This is a genomic window from Nocardia nova (genome assembly GCF_002933465.1).
Classification (GTDB): Bacteria; Actinomycetota; Actinomycetes; order Mycobacteriales; family Mycobacteriaceae; genus Nocardia; species Nocardia nova_B.
Map to the genome: position 1 here is coordinate 1 of NZ_PSZE01000074.1, position 3,369 is coordinate 3,369.

Below are 3,369 nucleotides of genomic sequence, written 5' to 3' on the forward strand. Positions count from 1 at the left end.
CCGACGTCTTCCTGGCGACCACGCCGTTCTTCACCGCCGGGGGCAGTGTGCGCACCCTGTCGTGGACCTATCTGGGCCAGACGATGGTGATCCACCGCAAGTTCGACCCGCAGGCCGTCATCGACGAGATCGAGCGCAGCCGGGTCACGTTCACGACCTTCATCCCGACCATGCTGCAGCGGACGCTGCGCATCCTCGAGGAGGGCCCGGCGCGCGACATGTCGAGCCTGCGGCGCATCAGCTACGGCTCGGCACCGGTGCCGCCGGGGCTGGCGCGCAAGGCCATGGATCTGCTCGGCTGCGATCTGCAGCAGCGCTATGGCCTGACCGAATGTGGTGGTCAGGCAACAATTCTCACCCCCGAGGACCACCGCGACATGGTGGCGGGCAAGACCTCGATCCTGACCTCCTGCGGTCAAGAGACGCCGATGTGCTCGATCCGCATCGTCGACGCCGACGGCAACGAGCTGCCCACCGGGGAGATCGGTGAGATCGTGATCCGCAGCGACGCCAACGCCATCGGCTACTGGAATCGGCCGGAGCAGACCGCCGAGACGTTCCGGCCCACCGGCCTGTGGTCGGGCGACCTCGGATACCTGGATTCCGAGCGCTACCTGCACATCACCGGCCGCAAGACCGACATGATCATCTCGGGCGGCTTCAACGTCTACCCCGCCGAGATCGAGCGGGTGATCGGCGAGCATCCCGGCGTCGAACTGGTGGCCGTGGTGGGCGTACCCGATCCGGAATGGGGGGAGACGCCGGTCGCGGCGGTCATCGCCCGCGACGGATTCGACCGTGAGGGCCTGACTACCGAACTGCAGGCGTTGTGCCGATCCGAACTGGCCGGATACAAACAGCCGCGCCGCTTCGTCTATCGGTCGGAATTCCCCCTCGGCCCGGCGGGCAAGATTCTCAAACGCCGGATCGCCGAAGATCTTCGAGTTGTGGCGGAGTAGGTCATGGAAACAACAGCATCCCCGAGGCTCACCTCGGCTGCGATCGGCGAGCTCGTGCGACAGCGCGCCGCCGCTACACCGCAGGCGCCCCTGCTCGTCGACGAGGACCGGCGCCGCTTCACTGCCGGGCAGTTCGGCGAACTCGTCTCCTCCTATGCCGAGACGCTACGCGCCGCCGGTGTGCGGGCCGGTGACGTGGTGTCCTGGCAGCTGCCCAATACGGTAGAGGCAATGGCGCTGTCGATGGCGCTGGCCCAGCTCGCGGTGGTGCAGAATCCGCTGATCATGATGTTGCGGGCCGAGGAGGTCGCCCACATCACCGGCCGCCTGCACAGCCGATTACTCATCGTCACCGAGGTTTTCGCCGCCGAGGTTTTCGCTGCCGCACTCGGGCCCGAGGAGCAGCCGCCGGCGATCCACGTACTGTCCGCCGATCCCGCGGCCGGGGGCCTCCCCGCGCTGCCGGCGCGGGCACCGGCCGATTTCGGCCCTGAGGTGCGATGGATCTTCTACACCTCGGGCACCACCGGAGTTCCCAAGGGCGTCAAGCACACCGACCGCACGCTGCTGGCCGCGGCCGACACGTTCATCGCCAATGTCGGTCCGCGACCGGAGGACCGGTGTGCGGCCCTGGCACCGTTCGCCCATATCGGCGGGGTGGCCCATCTGCTGCATGCGCTGATCATTGGGCATGTACTGGTGGTCGGGGCGCGGAAATTCGTTCCCGAGCGGCTGGCGGATCTGCTCATCGACGAAGGGGTCACGCTGGTCGGCTCCGGTCTGCCGTTCACCAACGAGTATCTGCGGATCGCACGCGAACGCGGTGTGGCCCCGCTGTTCCCGAAGTCGCGTGCGACGCTCGCCGGTGGTTCGCCCCGCCCGCGCGATCAGCACGAACAGGCCCGCGAACTGCTCGGCGGTGTCGGCGTCATCTCGGGGTACGGGATGACCGAATGTCCCTACATCACCTGGGGATCGCCGTCGGACACCGATGAACAGCACGCCGTCGCCGAGGGGCGGCCCGGCCCCGGTGGGTCGGTGCGGATCGTGCGCGCCGACGAGACCGCCGCCGCGGTCGGTGAGATCGGCGAGATCAGGGTGCGCGGGCCCCAATTGTTCTGCGGCTACGTCGATTCCGCGCGCGACGCCGAGGCTCTCGACGCCAGCGGCTACTTCCGTACCGGCGATCTGGGATATCTGGACGCTGACGGCTGCCTGGCCGTGACCGGCCGGCTCAAGGACATCATCGTCCGCAAGATGGAGAACATCCCCGCCCGCGAGGTCGAGGAGGCCCTGATCGCGGATCCCGCGATCAGCGACGTGTGCGTCATCGGCGTGCCCGACGCGGGGTCCGGGGAACGGGTCTGCGCGGTGGTGGTGCCACGCGATGCGAGCGCGCCGCCGACCCTGGAGTCGGTGCGCGTCTTTCTCAGCGGTACGCCGCTGAACAAGCGCAAATATCCCGAACAGATCGAGATCGTGACCGAGCTGCCGCGCAATTCCCTCGGCAAGATCGCCAAACCCGCACTGCGCGAAAGGTTTTCCGACACGATGTCAGCGACTGATACGAGACCCGCGACGGCTGCGACGCCGGGAAACGAGCAGACGGCCCAGGGTGCGGTCGCCGAATCGTTCACCACGATCGAGTTCGAGGTCAGCGGCCATGTCGCGACCGTCACGCTGAACCGCCCGGAGCGTCTCAACAGCTTCGACCAGGTGATGGCCGAGGAGATGGTGCGGGTGTGGGAGCGGGTGCGCGACGACGACGATATTCGCGTGGCGGTCCTGCAGGCCAATGGCGAGCGCGCCTTCTGCACGGGGATCGACGTCGGCGGCGGCGCGTGGTGGACGCACAAGAACCGGTGGAATCAGGAGGATCCGGGGGTCTTGCTGGGACCGCGTCAGCATCGGGTGTGGAAGCCGGTGATCTGCGCGGTGCACGGTATGGCGGCCGGTGGCGCGATGTACTTCATCAACGAATGCGACATCGTGATCTGCTCATCGGAGGCCACCTTCTTCGATCCGCACGCCAACGGCGGCATGGTGTCGGCGGTCGAGCCGATCGGCATGCTGGCTCGCGGGATTCCGCTCGGTGAGGTGCTGCGCTGGGCACTGCTGGGTAGCGACGAGCGGATGACCGCGCAGACGGCGCTGCGGGCGGGAATCGTCACCGAGATCGTCGAACCGGATCTATTACGTTCGCGTGCACGGCAACTCGCCGACGAGATCGCGGCCCGGCGGCCGGAGGCGATTCAGGGCACGGTGCGCGCCATCTGGGAAGCGCTGGAGATGAACCCGTCGATCGCGCTGCGAAACGGCCTGTCCTACACCCAGATCGGAAATCAGGGCGACGGACGCACCGACTCGCGCGTCAACAAGCGCACCCCGCGTCTGCGCTGAACCAAGGAAT

At 67.5% G+C, this 3,369-nt stretch carries 2 protein-coding genes and 1 pseudogene; all 3 read left to right on the forward strand.

Going from position 1 to position 3,369, the window contains the following annotated elements; all coding sequences use genetic code 11:
- Nucleotides 1–959 (forward strand): class I adenylate-forming enzyme family protein (locus tag C5E41_RS32775; protein ID WP_146097787.1); only part of this gene is annotated, 959 nt, incomplete at its 5' end.
- Nucleotides 960–962: 3 nt separating this feature from the next.
- Nucleotides 963–2,411: pseudogene (locus tag C5E41_RS35655) on the forward strand (class I adenylate-forming enzyme family protein); the annotation flags it as partial.
- A gap of 189 nt (nucleotides 2,412–2,600) precedes the next feature.
- Nucleotides 2,601–3,359, forward strand: coding sequence for an enoyl-CoA hydratase/isomerase family protein (locus C5E41_RS35660; RefSeq protein WP_258081419.1), 759 nt, complete (start codon nucleotides 2,601–2,603; stop codon nucleotides 3,357–3,359).
- Nucleotides 3,360–3,369: the final 10 nt, after the last annotated feature.